The organism is Kineosporia sp. NBRC 101677 (assembly GCF_030269265.1).
GTDB lineage: Bacteria > Actinomycetota > Actinomycetes > Actinomycetales > Kineosporiaceae > Kineosporia > Kineosporia rhizophila.
Window position 1 is genome coordinate 655419 of the sequence record NZ_BSTA01000004.1, and the last position, 22476, is coordinate 677894.

The 22476-nt window shown below is 71.5% G+C and carries 20 protein-coding genes; 18 read left to right on the forward strand and 2 right to left on the reverse strand.

Features of this window, described 5'->3' with window-relative positions; genetic code table 11:
• Positions 1-205: 205 nt before the first annotated feature.
• Positions 206-3532 (forward strand): hypothetical protein, encoded by a 3327-nt coding sequence (locus QSK18_RS15675; protein ID WP_285619873.1) that lies wholly within the window; start codon positions 206-208, stop codon positions 3530-3532.
• A 269-nt stretch (positions 3533-3801) separates the two neighbouring features.
• The gene (ftsY, locus tag QSK18_RS15680; protein WP_232813576.1) at positions 3802-5013 is read left to right on the forward strand and encodes a signal recognition particle-docking protein FtsY; all 1212 of its coding nucleotides are present in this window, start codon (positions 3802-3804) and stop codon (positions 5011-5013) included.
• 194 nt (positions 5014-5207) lie between these two features.
• Here ftsY and QSK18_RS15685 read toward each other — a convergent pair whose 3' ends face one another.
• Positions 5208-6314 carry a glycoside hydrolase family 113 protein gene (locus QSK18_RS15685; protein WP_285619876.1) on the reverse strand — a complete coding sequence of 369 codons (1107 nt, stop codon included), beginning with the start codon at positions 6312-6314 and terminating at the stop codon, positions 5208-5210.
• Between the two features lie 432 nt (positions 6315-6746).
• Between QSK18_RS15685 and QSK18_RS15690 the strand changes: the two genes are divergently transcribed.
• The 3 genes from QSK18_RS15690 (at position 6747) to QSK18_RS15700 (ending at position 11004) form a co-directional block, all read left to right on the forward strand.
• On the forward strand, positions 6747-8069 hold the full coding sequence (locus QSK18_RS15690) for an ammonium transporter (protein ID WP_232813574.1): 1323 nt from the start codon (positions 6747-6749) through the stop codon (positions 8067-8069).
• Positions 8066-8404 carry a P-II family nitrogen regulator gene (locus QSK18_RS15695; RefSeq protein WP_232813573.1) on the forward strand — a complete coding sequence of 113 codons (339 nt, stop codon included), beginning with the start codon at positions 8066-8068 and terminating at the stop codon, positions 8402-8404. Before QSK18_RS15690 ends, QSK18_RS15695 begins: the two co-directional genes overlap by 4 nt.
• 104 nt (positions 8405-8508) lie before the next feature.
• Positions 8509-11004 (forward strand): [protein-PII] uridylyltransferase, encoded by a 2496-nt coding sequence (locus QSK18_RS15700; protein WP_232813572.1) that lies wholly within the window; start codon positions 8509-8511, stop codon positions 11002-11004.
• Here the strand turns inward: QSK18_RS15700 and QSK18_RS15705 are convergent.
• Entirely contained in the window at positions 11001-11711 is a 711-nt protein-coding gene (locus QSK18_RS15705; protein ID WP_232813571.1) for a hypothetical protein, read from the reverse strand. The genes QSK18_RS15700 and QSK18_RS15705 overlap by 4 nt on opposite strands.
• Before the next feature lie 85 nt (positions 11712-11796).
• On the opposite strand from QSK18_RS15705, the gene ffh reads away from it, so the two are divergent.
• The 13 genes from ffh to crcB (QSK18_RS15770) all read left to right on the forward strand — a co-directional run bounded on the left by ffh (position 11797) and on the right by crcB (QSK18_RS15770) (position 22219).
• The gene (gene ffh / locus QSK18_RS15710; protein WP_232813570.1) at positions 11797-13392 is read left to right on the forward strand and encodes a signal recognition particle protein; all 1596 of its coding nucleotides are present in this window, start codon (positions 11797-11799) and stop codon (positions 13390-13392) included.
• Positions 13393-13616: 224 nt separating this feature from the next.
• Positions 13617-14705, forward strand: coding sequence for an amidohydrolase family protein (locus tag QSK18_RS15715; protein ID WP_285619882.1), 1089 nt, complete (start codon positions 13617-13619; stop codon positions 14703-14705).
• A gap of 186 nt (positions 14706-14891) precedes the next feature.
• Positions 14892-15356: a 30S ribosomal protein S16 gene (rpsP, locus tag QSK18_RS15720; protein ID WP_232813568.1), complete on the forward strand. Its 465-nt coding sequence runs from the start codon at positions 14892-14894 to the stop codon at positions 15354-15356.
• A 1-nt stretch (position 15357) separates the two neighbouring features.
• On the forward strand, positions 15358-15600 hold the full coding sequence (locus tag QSK18_RS15725) for an RNA-binding protein (RefSeq protein WP_052533772.1): 243 nt from the start codon (positions 15358-15360) through the stop codon (positions 15598-15600).
• Between the two features lie 28 nt (positions 15601-15628).
• Entirely contained in the window at positions 15629-16171 is a 543-nt protein-coding gene (rimM, locus tag QSK18_RS15730) for a ribosome maturation factor RimM (protein ID WP_232813567.1), read from the forward strand.
• Positions 16172-17098 carry a tRNA (guanosine(37)-N1)-methyltransferase TrmD gene (gene trmD / locus QSK18_RS15735; protein ID WP_285619885.1) on the forward strand — a complete coding sequence of 309 codons (927 nt, stop codon included), beginning with the start codon at positions 16172-16174 and terminating at the stop codon, positions 17096-17098. It begins immediately after the preceding gene.
• 142 nt (positions 17099-17240) lie between these two features.
• The gene (rplS, locus tag QSK18_RS15740; protein WP_232813565.1) at positions 17241-17600 is read left to right on the forward strand and encodes a 50S ribosomal protein L19; all 360 of its coding nucleotides are present in this window, start codon (positions 17241-17243) and stop codon (positions 17598-17600) included.
• Positions 17601-17885: 285 nt separating this feature from the next.
• Positions 17886-18539 carry a signal peptidase I gene (lepB, locus tag QSK18_RS15745; RefSeq protein WP_232813564.1) on the forward strand — a complete coding sequence of 218 codons (654 nt, stop codon included), beginning with the start codon at positions 17886-17888 and terminating at the stop codon, positions 18537-18539.
• Complete coding sequence (lepB, locus tag QSK18_RS15750; protein ID WP_232813563.1) at positions 18536-19336, forward strand: signal peptidase I; 801 nt, start codon at positions 18536-18538, stop codon at positions 19334-19336. Before lepB (QSK18_RS15745) ends, lepB (QSK18_RS15750) begins: the two co-directional genes overlap by 4 nt.
• An 8-nt stretch (positions 19337-19344) precedes the next feature.
• Positions 19345-20241 (forward strand): signal peptidase I, encoded by an 897-nt coding sequence (gene lepB, locus QSK18_RS15755; protein WP_285619888.1) that lies wholly within the window; start codon positions 19345-19347, stop codon positions 20239-20241.
• A gap of 138 nt (positions 20242-20379) precedes the next feature.
• Complete coding sequence (locus tag QSK18_RS15760; RefSeq protein ID WP_232813561.1) at positions 20380-21468, forward strand: ribonuclease HII; 1089 nt, start codon at positions 20380-20382, stop codon at positions 21466-21468.
• Positions 21465-21851 (forward strand): fluoride efflux transporter CrcB, encoded by a 387-nt coding sequence (gene crcB, locus QSK18_RS15765; RefSeq protein ID WP_285619891.1) that lies wholly within the window; start codon positions 21465-21467, stop codon positions 21849-21851. Before QSK18_RS15760 ends, crcB (QSK18_RS15765) begins: the two co-directional genes overlap by 4 nt.
• Complete coding sequence (gene crcB / locus QSK18_RS15770; protein ID WP_232813559.1) at positions 21848-22219, forward strand: fluoride efflux transporter CrcB; 372 nt, start codon at positions 21848-21850, stop codon at positions 22217-22219. Before crcB (QSK18_RS15765) ends, crcB (QSK18_RS15770) begins: the two co-directional genes overlap by 4 nt.
• Positions 22220-22476 lie beyond the last annotated feature (257 nt).

Below are 22476 nucleotides of genomic sequence, written 5' to 3' on the forward strand. Positions count from 1 at the left end.
GGCGAAGCCCGGCCGGATTTCCGGGTGCATCGCCGTGACCAGCGTCATCCTGTGAAAGCCGTTGTCTCGCCGATGCTTTTGCCGGTCAATCACAGGCACGGATTCGGTCACGTGTCCAGTCCCGGCGGACCGAAGTGATGCGATCGCAACAATTGGCAGGGCCGTTCCCATTGGGCCGGAGCGAAATACCTCGTAACGTAGACATGTGCTTGCCGCGATCGTGGGACTCCTGCTCATCCTGACCATTGCGATCGGATTCCTCTACCTGATCGCCGCACCTCAATTACGCTCGGGCAGAAAGATTCTCACGCCCGAGGGCGAACGGGCGGTGAAGACGGCGGCCTCGGCCCCGGTGGCTGCCGGCCGGGGCACGGTGCGCGGTGTCATCGCCTCGTGGCGCGCATCGATCGCGACGGCCCAGTGGTTCCAGCGCATCTGGCACCCGGTGAGCGAGGCCATGCACAGCGCGCTCGACCGTCTGGAGGACCGGGAGAACCCGGCCGGCCCGGCGGCCAAGAACGGCGCTCGCCCGACCGTCCTCGGGGCGGCCGACCTCACCGCGCGCCTGGGGCGCACGCAGCCCCGGGGCCACACCCGTTCGGCCACGGCCGCCGGTGGCCGCACCCACCCGGCGTCCGCATGGCTCGGCAACACCGGCGAGATCGCGATGCGTGACATCGCGGTGCCCACCGATCCGGAGATCGCCGACGACGGCGACCGCCCCTTCGCCGAGGCCGAGATCACCCGGCCGATCGCTCCTGTCCCCGGGGCCGTCCCCGCCTCGGCGGGCGCCCGCTCCACCGCCCACGCACCGCGCACCCCGGCCCGTGGCGTCACCACGCCCGGCGTCGCCGCGGTCGCGGCCGCTCCGGCGTCCCCGAAGCAGAGCGACGCCAAGAAGACCGTCCGGCACAACGAGCCCCAGCCCGCTGCGGCCAAGGTCGCGGCCGACGCCCCCGCCTCCTCCGGTGGTGCTGCCTCGTCCGGTGGTGCTGCCTCCTCCGGGGGTGCTGCCGGTTCCGGGGGCGCGAACGTCGGTGCTGGTCAGGGTGGGGTCCGCCACTCCAGCGGCCCGGCCCGCCCGGTGGCCAAGCCCAAGGGCCCGCGTCGCGACAAGTTCGACGTGGCCGCCATCATCGGCAGCCGCAGCCGGATCAAGGAGGCCGCCGCCCGGGTCGAGGCGGCCCAGCAGGAGGCGGCCCGGGCCGAAGCCAAGGGTGCCGCTCAACCCGAGGCCCAGCCGGAATCGGCCGAAGCCAAGGCAGCCGCGCCGGCCAAGCCCACCGCCGCCGCGCAGCCGGCCAAGGCCCGCCCGCAGAGCACCGGCCCGGCCCGGCCGAAGCCGGCTGCGGTCGACCCGGCCGACGAAACGGTCATGATCCAGCCGGTCAAGGCCCCCGTCGCGTCCCGCACCGCAGCCGCCGCCGTCACCTCCACCGCCCCCCGCAGCTCGGCCTCGGTCAAGAACCCGGCCCCCGCTCGGGCCAAGCAGTCGGCGAGCTCCTCTGCTGCTGCGGCCAAGGCCCCCGCTGCCCCGGTCACCCCCGCCGACGAGACCGTGCGCATCCAGCCGGTCAAGGCTCCCCTCGCTCCTGCCGCCACTCCTGCCGCTGTCGCCGCCGAGGACGAGACGGTGATGATCGCTCCGGTCCAGGAGCCGGTTGCCAAGCCTGCTCCTGCTGCCGAGGACGAGACGGTGATGATCGCTCCGGTCCAGGACCCGGTAGCCAAGCCTGCTCCTGCTGCCGACGACGAGACCGTGATGATCGCTCCGGTCCAGGAGCCGGTCGCCCGGACCACCCCGGCGCCGACCACTGGCAAGCCCAGCCCCGCGAAGCCCGCCACTTCGAACCCGGCCCCCGCCAACTCGGCCGGCGCAAAACCCGGCGCTGGGAACCAGGCCGCGGGGAAGCCTGCCGCGGGGAACCCGACCGTTGCGAAGCCGACCGCGGGCAAGCCTGCCGCGGGGAATCCAGCCGCGGGGAATCCAGCCGTTGCGAAGCCGACCGTTGGGAAGCCTGCCGCGGGGAATCCAGCCGCTGCGAAGCCGGCTGCTGCGAACCTCGACGCCGGTTCATCAGCCTCCCCGAACGCCGTGCCGTCCAAGCCGGCCACGCCCCGATCGGTGACACCCGTCGACCCCTCCGACGAGACCGTCATGATCCCCCCGGTCGCCGCCACCCCGCCCCGCCCCACCACCCCCGGCCAGGCCCACACGACCCAGGCCGGACCGGCCAAGACCCCGAAGGCCAACCCCGACGAAGTCGTGATCATGGCCCCGATCCGCGAGCCGATCGCGGACGGCCGGTCCACCGCGGCCACTGGCCCGGCCGCCCGCCCCGGAATCACCGGCCCCGTGGGTGGCGTGGCCAAGCCCGCCGGCCAGGCGAAGCCCGAGCCGAGCGCGACCCCCGCGTCCAGCCCTCGGCCCACAGCCGGAGCATCCGCAGCGAGCGCCCAGCCTGAAGCTAAGCCCAGCGCCAAGGCGACCCCGCAGCCCAAGGCCAGCCCCGAGCCGAAACCGAGCACCCCTGCAGCGGCCGGTGCGCGGTCCGCGACCAGCGCCGAACTCAAGGCGGCCACCGAGTCCAAGACGGACACCGGGTCCAAGGCAGCCACCACGTCCGGGGCAGCCGCCAAGCCCAAGGCGGCCACCGAGCCCAAGGCGGCCACCGAGTCCGGTGCAGCCGCGACACCGAAGGCGCGTACCGAATCCAAGGTGGCCACCGAGTCCACGGCGTCCGCCAAGCCCAAGGTGGTCGCTGACTCAGTGGCGACCACCACGTCCAAGGCAGCCGCTGAGTCCAAGGTGGGTACCGAGTCCGGGGTGGCCACTGAGTCCAAGGCGGCCACCGAGTCCCAGGCGGCCACCGAGTCCCAGGCGGCCACCGAGTCCCAGGCAGCGGTTGAGTCCGAGACGGGCACGGGGTCGAAGGCCGGCGCGTCCGGTACTGAAGCCAGCACCGGGATCAAGGTCGAGCCCCGGACTGATATCAAGCCCAGCACCGGCATCGAGCCCAAGTCTGAGGTCAACACCGAGTCCGGGCCCGTGGCCAGCGCCAAGCCGGCCGCTGGTCCCAGGCCGACCACGGGCGTCGACTCCAAGACCGCTGCCCAGACCGCCGCCGAGCCGAAGGCCACCGCGGAGCCCGCAGGGGCTGGGAACGAGTCGGCTACAGACGCTGCCGCAAACCAGAAGCCAGCGACCGACTCCAAGTCCCAGACCGCCCCCAAGCCGCAGCCCGCATCCACGGGCGACGGCCAGCCCGCTGCCGCCGCGGCGACCGAGGTCATGACGCCGGTCCCGGACGCCGGGGCCGACCAGACCATCGCGATGCCGCCCGTCCCCGATGCCGCCATCGAGGAGACGGCGCTCATTCCGCCGGTTCAGTCCGAGGTGGACGAGACCGCGGTGCTCGAGCCGGTCGAGGCTTCGGCGTCGTCGGGTCCACAGCAGCCCGGCAAGGCGCACAACAAGAACCGGTCGCGGGGCAAGAAGCCCAGGGGCGGCAAGGTTCGTAACGGTCGCTGAGTTCGATCTGGCGGCGGGCGGTCACACCGCCCGCCGCCTCTGTTTTGGCCTTGTCCCGGTTCTTGCTGGCACACAGGCACAAAGTTCAGCCGTACGCGCCCGCCCTCGCTCCGTGACTCCACCCCCGATATCTGGGTGACTCGGCGCGCTGTAGGTACCCGGCGCGGGCGTCCCGGCGGTCGGGCTGGCATGCTCAGGTACGCCGACACGTCATCTACTTCGGCGTCGGGGGCCCGGCGCCGTCCTGTGCCTGAGGAGGCTCGCCCGGAGTGGACACCGTCCAGTGGATCATTCTCGTCGCCATCGTCGCGCTGGCGGCGCTCGGCGGTACCGTCGGCCTGCTCGCCGGCCGCGGGCGTCAGCAGCCGCCGTCGCTGCCGCCGGTCAAGGGCACCCCCACCCTTGAGCGCCGGGCCCCGAGCACCGGCGAGGGGGAGGGGGCCGGCGGAGTCGGCGTCCTCGAGCCTGAGCCGCAGGCCACCGTCGAGGCCCCCGAGATCGAGGTGCCCGAGGTCGCCGAGCCGGCCCTCCTCGTCCCCGAGCTCGACCGCCCGGAGGCCCCGCGTGGCCGTCTGGTCCGCCTGCGCGCCCGGCTCGCCCGCTCCAACGCCCTCGGCCGCGGTCTGCTGGAACTGCTCAGCCGCGACAAGCTCGACGCCGACACCTGGGACGAGATCGAGGAGACGCTGCTTCTGGCCGACCTCGGCATGGACCCGACCACCGAGCTGATCGACCGCCTGCGCGAGCGGGTCTCCGCGCTCGGGGTGCGCGACGCCGACCAGGTCCGCGCCCTGCTCCGGGAAGAGCTCAAGGCGCTGGTCGACCCGGGCGAGGGCCTGGACCGCTCGCTCGCCGTGGAGCACGCTCCCGGTCGCCCGGCCGTGATCATGGTGGTCGGCGTGAACGGCACCGGCAAGACCACCACGGTGGGCAAGCTGGCCCGCGTGCTGGTGGCCGAGGACAAGGACGTGGTGCTCGGCGCGGCCGACACCTTCCGCGCGGCCGCCGCCGACCAGCTCGCCACCTGGGGCGACCGGGTGGGCGTGCCGACGATCCGCAGCGACCGCGACGGCGCCGACCCCGCCTCGGTGGCGTTCGACGCGGTCAAGGCCGGGATCGAGACCGAGGCCGACGTCGTCCTCATCGACACCGCCGGCCGGCTGCAGAACAAGGTCGGCCTGATGGACGAGCTGGGCAAGGTCAAGCGGGTGGTGGAGAAGCACGGGCCGGTCGACGAGGTGCTGCTGGTCCTCGACGCCACCACCGGCCAGAACGGCATGCAGCAGGCCAAGGTGTTCAGCGAGGTCGTCGACGTCACCGGGATCGTGCTGACCAAGCTCGACGGCACGGCCAAGGGCGGCATCGTGGTCGCCGTGCAGCGCGCTCTCGGCGTGCCGGTCAAGCTCGTCGGTCTCGGCGAGGGCCCGGACGACCTGGCCCCCTTCGAGCCCGAGGCCTTCGTCGACGCCCTGCTCGCCTAGATCCCGAACCCCGCTCTGCCGCTAGGTGTGCCCAGTTTGTCCGCCGCCCTCCCCCTCCCACCCGGGAAGACGAGGGCGGCGGAGGCAAACGTGAGGCCATAAGCGTTCGGGTGCAGTAGAAGTGCAAGAGCCCACCAGAGGACGTCCGTGAGCCAATCAGGAGACTGGCTCACCAACGTCCTCTGGTGGGCCTTTCAGTTCTGCGGACACCAACGCCGCGACAGGGCGTGGAACGCGAGCTTGGGCTCCCAGTGCCAGTTCTTCCCCTGGCCGACGGCCTTGACGATGGAATAGCTGGCGGTGTCGTAGTCGTAGCGCGGCTCGGTGGGGTTGTGCTGCGAGTCGGGGCTGACGAAGTCGTAGACCGTGGCCGCGTGGATGCCGGCCTCGGCGAAGACGTCGTAGAGCCGGACGAGGTGGTCGGCCTGGACCTTCTCACTGCGCACGATGCGGGCCGGCACCTCGGCCGGATCCTTCTCGTAGTCCACGACGTTCCAGCCCATTCCGCCGGCCTCGGGAGCGCCGACGAAGGTGCAGGAGCCGAACTCCTGCACGATCACCGGTTTTCCGTGGGCCTGGTAGGTCCGCAGGTCACGCAGGTAGTCCCGACGCTTGCGGTGGTGGCTGTAGTAGTTGACGCTGACCAGGTCGAACAGCTTCCAGTCGACCTCGTCGTCCTCGGCCGCGCCGTAGGTCAGCCGGCCCTTGAACACGCGACGGCCGGTGCGCGCGCTCAGGCCGATGAAGCGTTGCAGTTCACGGCTCATGTGCACCGCATCGAAGTTGCCCTTCAGCAGGTTCTGAACCCGTTCCAGGGCGTTCTCCCCGGGCACGATTCCCGGTACGAAGAGCCAGAACTCGCAGCCGACGCTCAGGCGCACCCGTGCGCCGTCCTTACGTAGTTGTTCGGCCACCCGGCCCGACTCGGCCAGGTGCTCCAGGATCTCGGCCTCCGGCACATCGCCGAGCCGGGGCTGCAGGAAAACGGTCAGGCCGCGTTCGGCGGCCTCGGTGGCTGTGGCGGACAGCCGTTCCACCCCGTCGCCCATGACTGCGACGGTGTTTGCGTGAAGACGTTCGCGGATGGCTTTCATGTCACTGCGCATCCGCCGCGCTTCCCAGCCGGTCGTCGGGCTCTCGCCGCTGTTGACGCCATAGGTAACCCCGCGGAAGGGGACGTCGCGCCGCTTGCCCTTCGCGTCGGCCGAGCCGGGCCAGGCCTGGGCGACTGCGGGGGTGGACGTGACGGCCAAGCCGGCCAGGGCGGCGCCACGTAGGAGCTGACCACGTGTGATGTCCATACCCGGCAGTCTGCGAAGCGGGCGGGGGTAGGCGCCTCCGTCGCGGGTAGGGGATCGCCGGGGCCTCGGGTGGAGATTGAGACATCACCAAGTTGATCTCTGCGTGACCCCCGGCCAGGCCCGGCAACGTTCCGATCACCATTGGGTCACATGCGGGCTGCGGCGGGCTCCGGGGCTGGCGCGGATACCCCCGAACGGGTTAACGCCCAGCACGGGTAACTGAGCGGAAACATCCCGCCGCCAAACGTTACGGGGCGGAAATCCTGCGGGTGCCACGAGGAAACCGGCGCACAGCAATTTCTTCTGTGAGCGATCGACTCCGTTCAGGGGTCGGTCCCCGCCGCGGTCACCCTGAGCTGCGGCGCCCAGAACACACGATGGTCCCGATGACGGCCCCTTCACCGAGGGGCGGTTCTCCTCGAAGGGGTGCGGATGGATACCGGCGACACCGCGTGGGTGATGACGAGCGCTGCGCTCGTGCTGCTCATGACTCCAGGTCTGGCGTTCTTCTACGGCGGCATGGTCCGCACGAAGAGCGTTCTCAACATGATGATGATGAGCTTCGCCGCGCTGGGCATCGTGACGGTGCTGTGGGTGCTCTACGGCTACTCGCTGGCGTTCGGCGACGACCTCGGCGCCGGTCTGGTCGGTGACCCGAGCCAGTTCTTCGGCCTGTCCGGCCTGATGGCCGAGGACCAGCTGGTCTTCACCGTCCCGGCGATGGCCTTCGTCGGCTTCCAGTGCGTCTTCGCGATCATCACGGTCGCGCTGATCTCCGGGGCGATCGCCGACCGGGCCAAGTTCGGCGCCTGGTGCCTGTTCGTCGCGGTCTGGGCCACGATCGTCTACTTCCCGGTGGCGCACTGGGTGTTCGCGTTCGACGGGGCCACCGCCGGTGCGGAGAGCCTGGGCGGCTGGATCGCCAACGACCTGAAGGCGCTCGACTTCGCCGGTGGTACCGCGGTCCACATCAACGCCGGTGCCGCGGGCCTGGCCCTGGCCCTGGTGCTGGGCAAGCGGGTCGGCTGGCCCAAGGAGCCGTTCCGCCCGCACAACCTGCCGTTCGTGATGCTCGGCGCCGGTCTGCTGTGGTTCGGCTGGTTCGGCTTCAACGCCGGCTCGGCCCTGGGTGCCAACGGCATCGCCGCCACCGCGTGGGTCAACACCATCGCCGCCACCGCCGCCGCTCTGCTGGGCTGGCTGGTCGTCGAGCGTTTCCGCGACGGTCACCCGACCTCGCTCGGTGCCGCCTCCGGTGTGGTCGCCGGTCTGGTCGCCATCACTCCGGCCGCCAACTCGGTCAGCCCGGTCGGCGCGGTCATCATCGGTGTGGTCGCCGGCGTGCTCTGCGCCCTGGCGGTCGGCCTGAAGTACCGCTTCGGCTACGACGACTCGCTCGACGTGGTCGGCGTGCACCTGGTCGGTGGCCTCTGGGGCACCCTGGCCATCGGCCTCTTCGCCACCTCGACGGCCCCGGCCGGCGTGGACGGCCTGTTCTTCGGCGGCGGCGTGGACCAGCTCTGGCGCCAGGCCGTGGGCGCGTTCGTCGTCCTTGCCTTCTCCTTCGTCCTGACCTACATCATTGGTCTGGCCATCCAGAAGACCATCGGGTTCCGCCTGGACGAGGAGTCCGAGGTCGAGGGCATCGACGGTCACGAGCACGCCGAGTCCGCCTACGACTCCTCCACCGGTGGGGGTTCCTCCCGCCCGGTGGTCGCCGCCAAGAAGACTGCTGAGAGCGAGGTCCCGGCATGAAGCTGGTCACCGCGGTGATCAAGCCGCACAAGCTGGACGAGGTGAAGGCCGCACTGGAGACCTTCGGGATCCAGGGCATGACGGTCAGCGAGGCCAGCGGTTACGGCCGCCAGAAGGGCCACACCGAGGTCTACCGGGGCGCCGAGTACACCGTCGACCTGGTGCCGAAGTCCCGCCTCGAGGTCCTGGTCGACGACACCGACGTGGTGGACGTGGTGGACGTGGTCGTGAAGGCCGCCGCCACCGGCCGCATCGGTGACGGCAAGGTCTGGGTCACCTCGGTCGACGACGTGGTCCGGGTGCGCACCGGCGAGCGCGGCGCGGACGCCCTGTAAGCAGGTCAGTGACACCGGAGACTCCCGGTACCCGCAGGGGTGCCGGGAGTTTCCGTTACCGGCCGAAGGTCCCGCCGGGGCGGGCTCGGGAAGAAAGGTGAACGGTGACGGCTGGCCAGTTCGACGGCCTGGAAGAAGATCCCGCCCTCGAGGAGAGGGAGAACGCGGAGGATCTGGCCCAGGCGGCCCTGCACGCCGCCCGTGACCTGAGAAAGGACAGGCTGGCGCTGGCCCTGCGCTCGGGAACCCCGGGCAGCCCGGGTGCCGAGCGCCGCCGCACGCTCACCGAAATGGTCGAGCGGGCGCTGCGACTGGACTGGGAAGCCGCGGTCGCGCCGTTGCACGAACGGCCGAAGCGCCGCCGCCAGAGCGGTCTCGACGGCCTGGCCCTGGCCGCCGTCGGCAGTGTGGCCCGAGGGCAGGCCGGCCCGGCCAGCGACCTGGACCTGGTGCTGCTGCACGACGGCCGCCGCCTTCCGGCGGACGAGGTGGGGGAGCTGGCCCAGCGACTGTGGTACCCCCTGTGGGACGGCGGGCTGAGGCTCGACCATTCCGTGCGTACCCCCACCCAGTGCCGCGAGGTCGCGGCCGCCGACCTGTCCGCCGCCATCGGCATGCTCGACCTGCGGGTCGTCGCCGGTGACGCGGCGCTGGTCGTGAAGACTCGGACGTCACTGCTCAGCGACTGGCGCGGAGGTATCCGGCGCCGTCTGCCGCAGGTCCTGGACTCCCTGGCCGAGCGCGCCGAAAGGTACGGCGAGGCGGCCCATCTGCTGGAACCCGACCTCAAGGACGCCCGTGGTGGGCTGCGCGACGTCACGGTCCTGCGTGCCCTGGCCGCCAGCTGGGTCACCGACCGCCCGCACGGCTCGGTGGACGAGGTGCACGAACTTCTGCTCGACGTCCGGGACGCCCTGCAGGCGGTCACCGGCAAGAGCAACGACCGGCTGCTGCTGCCCGAACAGGACGCGGTGGCCGTGCTCTGCGGCCTGACCGATGCCGACGAACTGCTGGCCCGGGTGGCCGACTGCACCCGGTCGATCGCCTACGCCGTGGACGTAACGGCTCGCCGGGCCCGCCAGTCGCTCCCCGCACGTCGACTGCGACCTGGCCCCCGACGTCCTCGGTTGAGGCCCTTGGGGCACGGGCTGGTGGAGCACGACGGCGAGGTCGTGCTCGGCGTCGGGGTGGAGGCGGCCCAGGACCCGGTGCTCCCGATCCGCGCCGCCGCCACCGCCGTGCGGGTCGGCCTGCCGCTCAGCCCGGTCACCGTCGAGCACCTGGCCCGGGACTGCCCGCCGCTGCCCGACCCCTGGCCCACCGCGGCCCGCGACGAGTTCGTCGCCATGCTGGCCGGCGGCCCGCACCTGGCCCAGGTCTGGGAGTCGCTCGACCGGGCCGGGGTGATCACCCGCTGGATCCCGGAATGGGTCTCGGTGCGGAACCGTCCGCAGCGCAACGCGGTTCACCGGCACACGGTGGACCGGCACCTGATCGAGACGGTCATCCAGATCCAGGGGGCGCTGCGCGACACCTCCCGCCCCGACCTGCTCGTGCTGGCCGCGTTGCTGCACGACATCGGGAAGATCGCCGGGGCGCAGGACCATTCGATCACCGGCGGGCCGATCGCCGGGAAGATCGCCCGCCGGATGGGGCTGGGCGACGAGGACAGCGACCTGCTCGAGCGGCTGGTCCGCGAGCACCTGACCCTGATCGAGCTGGCCACCCGGCGTGACCCGGACGACCCGGGCACGGTGGAGGCCCTGGTCAACGCGGTCGGCGAGCGCCAGGAGACGTTGCTGCTGCTACGCGCTTTGACCGAGGCCGATGCCGTCGCGGTGGGGGCGGTTGCCTGGACGGCCTGGCGGGCGCGCCTGGTCGACGATCTGATGGCCCGCGCGGCCACGGCACTGCGCGGTCAGGAGCCGCCCGGCCCGGCGCCGATCGCGGAGGCGGAGGTCGAGCTGGTCCGGACCGCACTGGCCGACGGACGTCCGCGGGTGGCCGTCACGCCGATGGACGAGCTGCACGTGGTCACCGTGGTCGCCCCCGACCGGCCCGGCCTGCTGGCCGAGATCGCCGGTGTGCTGGCCAGTTTCCGGCTCACCGTGAAGTCCGCGCTGGTGCGCACGGTGGCGGCCGAGCACCTGGGCTCACCGGGCCTGGACATCGCAGTGGACACCTGGTGGGTCGAGAGCCGCGGTGACATGCCCCCGCCGGAACTGCTGGAGCAGCACCTGCGCCGGCTCAGTGAGGGCGACCAGAGCGTGCTGGAGCCGCTGATCCGCCGGGACGCGGGCTTCCGTACCCGCTCCGGCGCCCCGGCTCGCCCCCGGGTGGTGCTGCTGCCCGGCGCCTCCCAGGAGGCGACCGTGCTGGAGGTACGGGCCGCCGACCGCCCGGGGCTCATGCACGCGATCGGATCGGCGCTCGCCGGGGTAGGCGTGGATCTGCGCTCGGCGCACGTGGCCACTCATGCCGGGCAGGCGGTGGATGTGCTGTACGTGTGCGAACGGGGTGGGGGGCCGCTGTCGCCTCCGCGGGTGGCCGAGACGGTTTCAGTGCTTGTGGACGCGGGGCTGGTACCGAACGCGGGTTAGTTCGGCTGGGCGGTGGTCGGGTCGAGGCAGACCCGGTAGCCCTCGAGAGCGACGGTGTGAGTCTGGCTCTCCTTGTTCACCGTGCCGCTGACCGCGCCATTCAGGCAGAGCGAGTCGCCGTAGACCGTTCCGTGCCAGGAGAGCGGTTCGATGCCGGAGAAGGTGTTGCGGTACTCGGCGCCCGGGGCGGTCGACCGGGTGCCAATTCCGGCGACCAGGTCCTGGGACTCGCAGCCGGTGGCCGGCGTGGATTCCTGCCAGTCGCCGCGGATCGGCTCGGCGCAGGTCTCGGTGGCCCAGAACTGGCTCAGGTCGTAGGTGTCGAGAACGACCGCCGGGGCGTCGTCGCCGCATCGTTCGGCGCTGCGTACGGTCAGCGAGACGTCGGACAGTTGCGCCGAGGTCCAGCCCGGCCCACCCAGACTCCAGGCGGGGGAGCGGTAGGTGGCGCTCAGCGTTCCCGCGAGGGTCAGGTCAAGGCAGGCGCCCGCGTCGGTGACCTCGTGCGGCAGCCGCACCGAGTAGTCGCGGGTGTAACGACCGTCCGCGAGACCGCCGCCGGGGTTCCAGGGGTGGATGAAGCCGGCCGCCACGACCAGGAGCGCCAGGACCGGCACGCCGATCGCGACGCTGATCAGGCCCCAGCGGCTGTTCCGGCCCGCCGGTCGCTCGGGGCGCTTCTCCACGCTCACGGTCACGCTGGTCACCTCTCGTCAGGGTCGCCTGGTGGCAGGCGCGCGGTCCAGGGGTTGGACGAGGATCGGCGACCCCGCGTTGCATTAAGCTGTTGGGGTGTTCGCCACCCTTTCCGACCGCCTGACCGCCACGTTCAAGTCGCTGCGCGGCAAGGGCCGGCTCTCCGAGGCCGACGTCGACGCGACGATCCGCGAGATCCGCCGCGCGCTCCTCGACGCCGACGTGGCGCTGCCCGTCGTGCGTCAGTTCACCGCGCGCATCCGCGAGCGCACGGTCGGCACCGAGGTCTCCCAGGCGCTGAACCCGGCGCAGCAGGTCGTCAAGATCGTCAACGAGGAGCTCATCGGCATCCTCGGCGGCGAGACCCGGCGGCTGCGCCTGGCCAAGAACCCGCCCACGGTGATCATGCTGGCCGGTCTGCAGGGTGCGGGTAAGACCACCCTGGCCGGAAAGCTCGGCCGCTGGCTGCGCGAGCAGGGCCACACGCCGCTGCTGGTGGCCTCCGACCTGCAGCGCCCCAACGCCGTCACCCAGCTCGAGGTGGTCGGGCAGCGGGCCGGGGTGCCGGTGTTCGCCCCCGAGCGCGGGGTCTCCGAGGGCCAGGGCGTCTCCGGCACCAGCCAGGGCGACCCGGTGCAGGTGGCCCGCGACGGTGTTGCCTTCGCCCGCGACAAGCACCACGACGTGGTCATCATCGACACCGCCGGCCGCCTCGGCGTCGACGGTGAGCTGATGCAGCAGGCCGCCGACATCAAGGCCGCCACCAGCCCCGACGAGGTCCTCTTCGTCGTCGACGCGATGATCGGCCAGGACGCGGTGAACACCGCGATGGCGTTCATGGAGGGCGTCGGCTTCACCGGGGTGGTGCTGTCCAAGCTGGACGGTGACGCCCGCGGTGGTGCCGCGCTGTCGGTCGTCGGGGTCACCGGTCAGCCGGTGATGTTCGCCTCCACCGGCGAGAAGCTGGAGGAGTTCGAGCTCTTCCACCCCGACCGGATGGCCTCCCGCATCCTCGACATGGGTGACATCCTCACCCTGATCGAGCAGGCCGAGAAGGCGTTCGACGCCGACCAGGCCGAGAAGATGGCGGCCAAGTTCGCCGACGGCGACGACTTCACCCTGGAAGACTTCCTCGCCCAGATGGCGGCCCTGAAGAACATGGGCTCGCTGAAGAAGATGCTGGGCATGCTGCCGGGCATGGGCGAACTGCGCGAGCAGCTCGACAACTTCGACGAGCGCGAGATGGACCGGGTCGAGGCGATCATCAAGTCGATGACGCCGCTGGAGCGCCGGCAGCCCCGGGTGCTCAACGGCTCGCGCCGGCTGCGCGTCGCCAAGGGTTCCGGCACCCAGGTCAGCGAGGTCAACACGCTGATCGAGCGGTTCGGCGAGGCGCAGAAGATGATGCGCCAGATGCGCAACGGCGGCGGGCTGCCCGGCATGCCGGGGATGCCTGGTCTGCCGGGGATGCCGGGCGGCAAGAAGAGCAAGGGCAAGGCCAAGAACACGGCCCCGCGCAAGGGCAAGGCCAAGTCGGGCAACCCGGCGAAGCGGGCCCAGCAGCTGGCCGAGGGCAACAAGCCGGGCGGTCCGGCGCAGTCCGGGGGCGCGTTCGGGATGGGCGGCCAGCAGAACGTCGACCCGGCGAACCTGCAGCTGCCGCCCGGGTTCGAGAAGTTCCTCGGCCGCTGAGGCCGGTCAGGCAGAACGCCGGACGGTACGGCTGAGGCAGCAACGGGTGTGAGCACTGGGCCGGGCCGGTTGTGGTCCCGGCACTGCACCTGAGTCAACCTTCGGTTCGGCGTGGCGTGTTTCCCAGGGCGGGCGGGGGTGGCGGTGGTGCTCACACGTAAGGCTTTGCGCGCGCGTCGGGGTGGGGCGAATTCAGCCACGGGGCGGCCGGGCGAGGTGTTCCGGTGCGGGTGACTCGGCTGGCCGGCCCGGTGCTCGTCGGGCCGGACGAGGTTCGGGCCGGCGCCTGGGTGGTGGGCGGCCGGATCACCTTCGAGCGGCCCACCTCGGCCGGGGTGCACGAGAGCGTGGTCGAGGGCTGGGTGCTGCCCGGCCTGGTCGACGCGCACAGCCACGTCGGCCTCGACCAGCACGGCCCGGTCGACGCGGCCACCGCCGAGCAACAGGCACTCGACGACCGTGACTCCGGGGCCCTGCTGCTGCGCGACGCCGGTTCGCCCACCGACACCCGGTGGATCGACGAGCGCGAAGACCTGCCGGTGATCGTGCGGGCCGGGCGGCACATCGCCCGCACCCGCCGCTACCTGCGTAACTACGCGCACGAGATCGAGCCGGACCAGCTGCCCGCGATGATGGCCGCACAGGCCCGCCTGGGTGACGGCTGGGTCAAGATCGTCGGCGACTGGATCGACCGCGCCAGCGGTGACCTGGCCCCGTGCTGGCCGCTGGATGCGCTCACCGCGGGAATGGCCGCCGCCCATGCCGAAGGCGCCCGGGTCACCGCGCACTGTTTCGGCGAAGAGTGCCTGCCCGACCTGCTGGCCGCCGGCATCGACTGCATCGAGCACGCCACCGGTCTGAGCGATGCAGCCCTGACGGCGGCGGCTGCCCGCGGGGTGCCGATCGTGCCCACCCTGATCAACATCGCCACCTTCCCGCAGATCGCCGCTCAGGCCGAAGGCAAGTTCCCGGTCTACGCCGCCCACATGCGCTCGCTGCACGCCCGGCGCTACGAGACCGTGAAGAACGCCTTCGACGAGGGGGTGCCGGTGTTCTGCGGCACCGACGCCGGCGGGAGCCTGCCGCACGGGCTGATCGCCTCCGAGATCGCCGAGCTGCACGCCGCCGGGCTGTCCCGGGTCGAGGCGCTGGGCGCGGCCTGCTGGTCGGCCCGGTCCTGGCTGGGGAGGCCGGGGCTGGTCGAGGGAGCATCGGCCGACCTGGTGGTGTACGCCACTGATCCACGGGATGACCTGCGGGTTCTCACCGACCCGCGAGCCGTGGTGCTGAGGGGTAACCAGGTCGGCGGGTGATCCCGGCCGCCGGGGAGACCGGTTGGCAACGTCAGGCCCGGTGATCTGGCACAATGGTCGGCTGAACCCGGCCGGTGCGGACCCTCTCACCGCAGGCGATGCCGAGTCCTAGGCCAACCCGAAGCGCCGGAAACCCACCCGGTGCGCCGGCACGGCCGCATCCATGCATATGAGGAGTCCACACCAGTGGCAGTCAAGATCCGTCTCAAGCGGATGGGCAAGATCCGCGCCCCGCACTACCGCATCGTCGTCGCCGACTCGCGCACCAAGCGTGACGGCCGCGCGATCGAGGAGATCGGCCGGTACCAGCCCACGTACGACCCGTCGGTCATCGAGATCGACAGCGAGCGCGCCCTGTACTGGCTCGGCGTCGGCGCGCAGCCGACCGAGCAGGTCCTCGCCCTCCTCAAGGTGACCGGCGACTGGCAGAAGCACAAGGGCCTGCCGGGCACCGAGGGCACCCTGCGCGTCGGCGAGAAGAAGGTCGAGGACCGTTCCGGCTTCGCCGAGGCGAAGGGCCTGAACGAGAACGAGGCCAAGACCCTGCGCACCAAGCGCGAGGAAGAGAAGAAGGCCAAGGCCGAGGCGAAGGCCGAGGAGAAGCCGGCCACCACCGAGGCTGCTGCCGAGGCCCCGGCCGAGCAGGCCTGACGTGCTCGTCGACGCGCTGGAGCACCTGGTGCGCGGCATCGTCGCCCACCCGGACGACGTGGTCGTGCGCAATCGCTCGCTCCGCCGGGGTTCCCTGCTCGAGGTCCGGGTTCACCCCGAGGACCTCGGCCGGGTGATCGGCCGTTCCGGTCGCACCGCCACCGCGCTGCGCACCGTGGTCAAGGCGATCAGCAACGGTGAGCCGGTCCGGGTGGACGTCGTCGACGTCGACCGCGGCCGCTGACCAACCCGTACAGGAGCACTGTTTCACCATGCGTCTCGTGGTAGCCCGGATCGGTCGCGCCCACGGTCTGCGTGGTGAGGTGAGCGTCGAGGTCCGCACGGATGCGCCGGACCAGCGGTTCGTCAAGGGAGCCGTCCTCCACGTGGAGGACGGCTCCCTCAGCCGTTCCCTGACCCCGGTCGACGTGCCCACCACCCTCACCCTGGCCCGGGTGCGGGACAACAACGGCACCCTGTTGCTCACCTTCGAGGAGGTGGGCGACCGCACCACGGCCGAGGCCCTGCGCAACGCCCGGCTCGAGGTCGAGGTGGCCGAGGCCTCCGACGAGCCGGACGCCTGGTACGACCACGAGCTGGTCGGCCTGACCGCGGTGGACCGGCAGGGCGAGAAGCTCGGCGAGGTGGTCTCCGTGCAGCATCCGGGGGCGCAGGACCTGCTGGTGATCCGCACCCTGCACAGCGGCGACCGGCTGGTGCCCTTCGTCGGGGCGATCGTTCCCGAGGTCGACGTGGCCGGTGGACGGATCGTGCTCGACCCGCCGGCCGGGCTGCTGGAAGACCCGGAAGAGTAGATGCGCGTCGACATCGTCTCGATCTTCCCCGAATACCTCGCCCCGCTTGATCTTTCGCTGATCGGCAAGGCCCGGCGCAGCGGGCTGCTCGAGCTCGCCGTGCGCGACCTGCGCGAGTTCACCCATGACCGGCACCGGACGGTGGACGACGCGCCCGCCGGCGGGGGAGCGGGCATGGTGATGAAACCCGAGCCGTGGGCCGAGGCGCTCGACGCAGTCCTCACCGACGCAGTCCCCACCGACGCAGGACGAGCCTCTGCGCCCGAGGCCGCACACTCGTCCTCAGTTCTGGCGGGCCCGATGCGAACGCTCCCCGTCGGATCGCCGCCCGAGCTCGAGTCCGCCCTTCCCGCTGAGCCGGCCCCGACGTCCCCACTTCTGCTTGTGCCCAGCCCCTCCGGTCGTCCGTTCACCCAGGCCATGGCCCGGGAACTGGCCGCCGAGCCGTGGCTGATCTTCGCCTGCGGCCGCTACGAGGGCATCGACGAGCGGGTCTACGAACACGCCGCGACGCGCCTGCGGGTGCAGCCGGTCAGCCTGGGCGACTACGTGCTCAACGGGGGCGAGGTGGCTGTCCTGGCCATCGTCGAGGCCGTGGCCCGGCTGATCCCGGGGGTCATCGGCAACGCCGAGAGCCTGGTCGAGGAGAGCCACGAGGACGGCCTGCTGGAGTACCCGGTGTACACGAAACCGGCCTCCTGGCAGGGACGGGACGTACCCCCGGTGCTGATGTCCGGGCACCACGCCCAGATCGAGCGCTGGCGCCGGGACGAGCGTCTGCGCAGGACCTCCCGGCGGCGGCCCGACCTGATCGCCCGGCTCGACCCGGCCCAGTTCGACAAGAAGGACCGGGCCGTCCTGGCCGAGGAGGGGTGGACCGTGGAGGGTTCCCGATTTCAGCCCCTGACCGCCCCTGTGGCAGACTGACCCTTCGTGCCGCCTGTCGGCTGCGCCCCTGCCACAGGGGGAGAGCGCGGAACCGACACGAGAGCCGGCAACGAACCGTGAACCCGCAGAACCTTCTACCTGCGCGGGTGGCCTGTGGCATCCGCGAGAGAGCGACAGTGCCATGCACGCACTCGACAACATCGACGCAGCATCGCTGAAGAGCGACGTCCCCCACTTCCGGGCCGGTGACACCGTCAAGGTTCACGTCCGCGTGGTCGAGGGCAACCGCTCCCGTGTGCAGCTCTTCCAGGGCGTCGTGATCCGCCGCTCGGGCGGCGGCGTCCGCGAGACCTTCACCGTCCGCAAGGTCAGCTTCGGTGTGGGTGTCGAGCGCACCTTCCCGGTGCACACCCCGATCATCGAGAAGATCGAGGTGGCCACCCGCGGTGACGTCCGCCGCGCGAAGCTCTACTACCTGCGCGCGCTGCGCGGCAAGGCTGCCAAGATCAAGGAGAAGCGCGACGCCGTCCCGGCGCGCTGATCCGAGCCTGTTCCGACGGTTCCGGCCCTGGCTTCCCGGTGGGGAGCCGGGGCCGGTCCGCTTTGTCCCCGCCCGGGCTGCCCCGGGCACAGGTGGGGATGAGAAGCTGTGAATCGCCTCCCGGGCCGCCAGGTGAGCGTGGTTCGGCGGCGTGGTCGGCGGGCGCGTGCGAGGATCGGCGTGTTTTCTTCAGAGTTTCAGATCTGCCCGGATCCGGGCGGTTGACCGAAGGGGTGGGTTCGGGTGCTGACCGGCCGTGCCGTGCCGACGTCGCCCCGTCCGGCGGTGCCTGACCGTTCGGGGGCCGGCCCTCTGCGCCGGGCCGCCACCGGCCTGGTCGCCGTGGCCGTGACGATCGCGCTGATCAGGGCGTTCGTCATGCAGTCGTTCGTGGTGCCGTCGGGTTCGATGGAGCCGACCGTGCAGATCGGCGACCGGGTGCTGGTCTCCCGCCTCTCGTACCTGGCCTCGGACATCGAGCGCGGCGACGTGATCGTGTTCGACGGCGCCGGGGTGTTCGACCCGGAGGACGACGGCCCGGACACGCTGCTGGCCGGGGTCGGCCGGTTCGTGGCCTCGGCCTTCAGCATGCCGGTCGGCTCGCGCGACTACGTCAAGCGAGTGATAGGTCTGCCTGGTGATCACGTGGTGTGCTGTGACTCACAGGGCCGCCTGACGGTCAACGGCGAGCCGGTCGACGAGCCCTACGTGGCCGAGGGGAACAAGCCCAGCGAGGTCGCCTTCGACATCGAGGTGCCCGAGGGCCGGTTGTGGGTGATGGGTGACCATCGCGCCGACTCGGCCGACTCCCGGGCCCATCTGGGCTCGCCGGGAGGTGGCACGGTGCCGGTCGGCAACGTCGTGGGCAAGGTGGTGGGTATCTACTGGCCGATGTCACGGGTCGGTGGCCTGGACAACGGCAACGGGAGCGGTGAGTGAGGGGCTCGAGCCAGGGCGACGCGTGGGACGACCAGACCACGCCGATGGATCCGTGGAACCCCGACACCGGAGTGGAGCAGACCCGGGCCGAGGACACGGCGGTCGAGGAGCCCCCGGCCGAGAAGCGCCCGGCCACGCCGATGTCGGCCCTCTGGGGGCTGATCCGAGAGCTGGCCATGGTGCTGGTGATCGCCCTGGGGCTGTCGCTGCTGATCAAGACCTTCCTGGTGCAGGCGTTCTTCATCCCGTCCCCGTCGATGGAGAACACGCTGCTCACCGGTGACCGGGTGCTGGTCAGCAAGCTGACGCCGGGGCCGTTCGACCTCAAGCGCGGCGACATCGTGGTGTTCAAGGACCCGGGCGGCTGGCTCGACCAGAGCACCGCGGCACCGGTGAGCGACCTGCACCGGGTGCTCAGCTTCGTCGGCCTGGTGCCCAGCAACTCCGACGACCACCTGATCAAGCGGGTCATCGGCCTGCCCGGCGACACCGTGGCCTGCTGCGACGACCAGGGCCGGATCACGGTCAACGGGGTGGCGATCGACGAGCCGTACCTGTACCCGGGCGACGAGCCGAGCGACAAGACGTTCTCGGTCAAGGTCCCGGCCGGGCACATCTGGGTGCTGGGCGACCACCGCTCGGTCTCCCAGGACTCGCGCTACCACCCCGACGTGAACAACGGCATGGTGCCCAGCTCGAACATCGTCGGCCGCGCCTTCGTCAACGTCTGGCCGCTGGACCGGCTCGGCCTGCTGCGGAATCCGTCCTCCACGTTCGCCAACGTCCCGGCCCCGTGACCTCGGGCGTGAACACGCACCGCGCCGCCGGCCCGTCGGAGCCGGACGAGGGGGAAGACGCCTGGCGCCGCGCCCGGCGGACGCCGGCCTCCCGCCCCCGCGGCCCGAGCCGCCGGGAGGTGCTCGACGCCGAGCGGGTGCGGGCCGGCAAGCCCCCACGCGAGCGCAGGCCCCCGAGCAAGTTCCGCCCTCTGGCGCACCGGCCCAAGCCGGACGACCCGCCGCTCACCCCGGTCCAGGCCGCGGGCTACCTGGTGCGCGAGGTCTTCCTGGTGATGAGCATCGCCCTGGTGCTGTCGCTGATCATCAAGACGTACCTGATGCAGGCCTTCTTCATCCCGTCCTCCTCGATGGAGGACACCCTGCAGATCGGCGACCGGGTGCTGGTGAGCAAGCTGACCCCGGGCCCGTTCAGCCTGCAGCGTGGCGACATCGTGGTGTTCGAGGACCCGGGCGGCTGGCTGCCCCCGGCCCCCGCCAAGGAGGCGCGCAGCCCGGCCGTGGAGAAGGTGCACGGCGCCCTGATGTTCGTCGGCCTGATGCCCAGCGATGCCGACAACCACCTGATCAAGCGGCTCATCGGGCTGCCCGGCGACCGGGTGGTGTGTTGCGACGACCAGGGCCGGATCACCGTCAACGGGGTGCCGGTGGACGAGCCCTACATCAAGCCGGGGGCTGCTCCGAGCGAGGAGAAGTTCGAGGTCACGGTGCCTCAGGGGCACGTGTGGGTGCTCGGCGACAACCGCGGCGACTCGGCCGACTCGCGCTACCACCGCGACAACGCCGACGGAGGGGTGCCGATGGGGAACCTGGTCGGGGTGTCGTTCGCCCGGGTCTGGCCACTGGGCCGGATGGGTCTGCTGACCAATCCCTCGTCGGTGTTCGAGAAGGTGGGACAGCCGTAGGACGTCACCCGTTCCGCAGCCGTGACCACGGAAACATGCGCAACTGGGGTCTCTTCGCGCAGAGAACCGGCTCAAGTCCGGTAGCGTCGGGCAGTCCGCAAGATTCCGGCTTCTCAGACTTCAGGTGGTGAGTGGGCGATGACCCCGGCGTCCAATCCCGCATCCGAGCCGTCGGCGCCGGTGACCAAGAAGGTTCTCGCCCGGCAGGCCGCGGCGCAGCGGGCCAAGGCCCGTAAGGCGGAGGCCAAGAAGGCGTTGCTGAAGAAGCTCTCGGCCCAGCCGCCCACGCTGCGCGAAGAGCGCAAGCTGCTGCGCGAGGGGCACCGTTTCGTCGCGGGGATCGACGAGGTGGGACGAGGGTCGCTGGCTGGGCCGGTCACGGTCGGGGTGGTGGTGGTCGACCTGGACACGAAGTCCGCCCCCACCGGGGTACGTGACTCCAAGCTCCTGGCCCCGGCCGCCCGCGAGAAGCTGGTGCCCCGCCTGCGGCGCTGGGCGCCGATGAGTGCGGTGGGTCACGCCGGGGCGGACGAGATCGACGAGATCGGCATCATCGCGGCGCTGCGGCTGGCCGCCGCCCGGGCTTTCGCCTCGCTGGAGATCCGGCCGGACTGCGCGCTGCTGGACGGCTCCCACGACTGGCTGAGCGTTCCGGTGGAGCCGGCCGAGGAGGCGCCGCAGGGCACCTCGCTGTTCGACTTCGACGAGGAACCGGTCGCGGTCGGGCACCCGCTGAGCTTCATCGACGGTGAGCCGATCGCGGCGATCGTGCCGCCGCGGGTGATCACCCAGGTGAAGGCCGACCTGCGGTGCGCCGCCGTGGCTGCCGCGAGCGTGCTGGCCAAGGTCGAACGGGACGCGCTGATGGTCTCTTTCGCGGCCGAGCACCCGGGGTACGGGTGGGAGCTGAACAAGGGCTACTCGGCCCCCGACCACCTGGCCGCGCTGCGCCGGCTCGGGCCGAGCCGGCTGCACCGGGTCTCCTGGAACATTCCCGGGTCGGACGGGGTGTTCGGCGAGACGCTCGATCTGGAATCAGTTTCGGAGAAAGAGCTTACGGACGATCTCCACGACGACGGCGCGTCGGTGGAGGATGCGCTCTCGGCGGACTCGGCGGAAGAGCTGTCCGACGCGGACGTCCGCGAGCTGGGCGCCGAGCTGCCTGCCCCGCCCGAGCACGTGCGGGCGGTGGGCTACGACCACGAAGAGCTGACGCTCTTCCCATGAAAGACGGCCGGATCCTGGCCGCGGTCGCCCTCGGAGGCGTGATCGGGGCCGAGGCCCGCTACGGCCTGACCCGGCTGCTTCCCGCCACGCCCGGCGAGGTGCCCTGGGCGGTGCTGCTGATCAACGTCTTCGGCGGCCTGCTGATGGGGGTGCTGATGGCCCTGCTCGGACGCTCGGCCGCGCCGAACCCGCTGGTCCGGCCGTTCTTCGGGGTGGGGATCCTCGGCGGGTTCACCACGTTCTCGGCCTACAGCACCGACGCCGTCCAGCTGATCGAGGCCGGCCGCACCCTGGCCGCCGTCGGCTACCTGGGCCTGACCTTGGCCGGGGCGCTGCTGGGGGTCGTGGTGGGAACCGCTCTCGTGTCCAGGGTGGCTCGGTGATTCCGCTGCTGGTGGGGCTGGGAGCTGCGATCGGGGCGCCCAGCCGGTACCTGGTGGACCGCTGGGTGCAGGCCCGGGTCGGTGGTGGGCTGCCGTTCGGTACGTTGCTGATCAACCTGCTCGGCTCGGCACTGCTCGGGCTGTTGCTGGGCCTGGCCGCCCACGGTGCGATCGGCAGCCAGGTGCTGGCCGCGGCGGGCACCGGGTGGTGCGGCGCCTTCACCACCTACAGCACGTTCAGCTTCGAGACGGTGCAGCTGGCCCGGCAGGAACGCTCCGGCTGGGCGACGGCGTACGTGCTGGCGTCCGTACTGGGCGGGCTCGGGCTGGCCTGGGCCGGGGTGGAGATCGGCGCCCGGCTCGCCTGAGGTGCCGGTGCCCCGGCATCGTCGCAGGCCGGAGCGGGGTGGACCGGTACCGTCGGGGCCCGGGCCCAAGAGTCGCGCGGCAAGCGTCCCCGCCCGCACGGTTCTGCGCCATCATGGGACGGAAGCGGATGCTCGGAGCGGGCTTGCGCGGACTGATGGTCATCATGTCCCCGCAGACGTGACGGCCCGGCCCACAGTCGGCACACAGGAGCAAGCGGCAGGTATGAACGAGCGACGGCAGGCCTCCAGACCCCGGG